The 1844-nt window shown below is 45.4% G+C and carries 1 protein-coding gene; it reads right to left on the bottom strand.

Annotated elements, in window-relative coordinates; all coding sequences use genetic code 11:
• A partial coding sequence (locus tag H5300_RS26505; RefSeq protein ID WP_182797338.1) for a DEAD/DEAH box helicase occupies nt 1–1719 on the bottom strand: 1719 nt, incomplete at its 3' end.
• Between the last annotated feature and the right edge of the window lie 125 nt (nt 1720–1844).

The following is a 1844-nucleotide window of genomic DNA, read 5'->3' as shown; positions in this document are numbered from 1 at the left end:
ACGACCGCCACGACCGCCATCACGACCGCCGCCGCCACGACGAGGCTCACGGAAGTCGTTGAAATCAACAACTACAGCGCCAGCTTCTTTTTGACGAATGCGAAGTTTGCTTAGCTTACCAGCAGTTTCAGAGTTCATTGCTTTTGGCAGTTGAACGTAAGTAGAACCTTGGTCTAGCTTGATAGCACCGATAGAACCTTTAGTTAGGCCTAGTTCGTTTGCTAGTGCGCCAACGATGTCTTTAACCTGAACGCCTTGCTCACGGCCAACTTGTAGTTGGTACGTATCCCAATCTTGCGTATTGAAGTTACGACCACCACCGTCACGGCCATTGTCACGATCTTCACGACGCTCTTTGCGACGGTTCTTATCACGCTCAATAGCAGCGATCATTGGGTCTTCGCCAACGTAGAATAGTGGGCTCTTACCTTGCTGACGCTTAAGAAGCATTGCAGCTAGAGTAGCAGCATCAACTTCTAGAGATTCTTGTAGTGTAGAGATTAAACCTGCGAAGTTTTCTAGAGCTTTGCTCTCTTTCTCAGTTTCAAGCTCAGCACCAAGCTTAGCAACACGTGCAGCAGCAACTTCGTCACGTTGTGGAAGTTGGATTTCTTCCATTTGAGACTTAGTTACACGCTCGATTGTGCGAAGCATACGGATTTGGTTAGTGCGAACTAGTAGGATCGCTTTACCTTTACGTCCAGCACGGCCTGTACGACCAATACGGTGGATGTAAGATTCAACATCGAATGGGATGTCGTAGTTAAATACGTGAGTGATACGTGGAACATCAAGACCACGTGCTACAACGTCAGTTGCAACTAGGATATCGATAACACCTTGTTTGATGTGATCAACAGTGCGCTCACGTAGAGACTGAGGAATATCACCGTGCAATGCAGCAGCTTTGAAGCCACGTGCAGATAGCCAATCAGCTAGACGCTCAGTGTCTTGACGAGTACGTACGAATACGATTGACGCGTCAGTTTCTTCAGTTTCAAGAAGACGAGACATTGCTTCGTCTTTTTCTACGCCTTTAACAACCCAGTAATTCTGCGCTACTTTGTCAACTGTGTGGTTAGTACCAGCAACGTCAACTCGTGCAGGGTTACGTAGGTAACGGTCAACAATAGTCTTAACCATTGGAGGCATAGTTGCAGAGAAAAGTACGCGTTGTGCAGTTTCTGGAGCTTGCTCAAGAATCCAAGTAACGTCATCTACGAAACCCATTTTTAGCATTTCATCTGCTTCATCAAGAACAAATGTATGTGCTTCATCTAGGTGTAGACGGTCACGAGTTAGTAAGTCTTTAACACGACCTGGAGTACCAACAACAATGTGAGCACCGCGGCTTAGAGCACGCATTTGGTCAACAATTGAAGCACCACCGTAGATTTCAAGAACTTTAAGACCGTTGATGTCACGACCTAAGTTTTTGATTTCCGCAGCAACTTGAATCGCTAGCTCACGAGTAGGAGCCATGATGATTGCTTGTGGTTTGTGTTGGTTCAGGTTGATTTTGTTAAGTAAAGGCAGAGAGAATGCTGCTGTTTTACCAGTACCAGTCTGTGCTTTACCTAGTGCGTCACGGCCTTCAAGAAGAAGAGGAATAGCTGCTGCTTGGATTGGAGTCGGAGAAACGAAACCCATGCTATCAAGAGCTGAAAGAATGTTATCGTTAAGGGCTAATTCATTAAATTGAATTACAGATTCGGACATTGGGATCCCACTATATATAAGTAAACAAAAGGTCCCGGGAGCTCTATCAATTCCAATACTGATCCAATCAGATACTGATTCCATTCAGAGTTACGAAGCAGTAATAAAACACTTCAAGCCATTAG

Origin of the sequence: Vibrio sp. SG41-7 (assembly GCF_014164465.1) — a bacterium.
Taxonomy (GTDB): domain Bacteria; phylum Pseudomonadota; class Gammaproteobacteria; order Enterobacterales; family Vibrionaceae; genus Vibrio; species Vibrio splendidus.
Note: the sequence above shows the minus strand (reverse complement) of the source record. Positions and strands in the feature narration are given on the sequence as shown.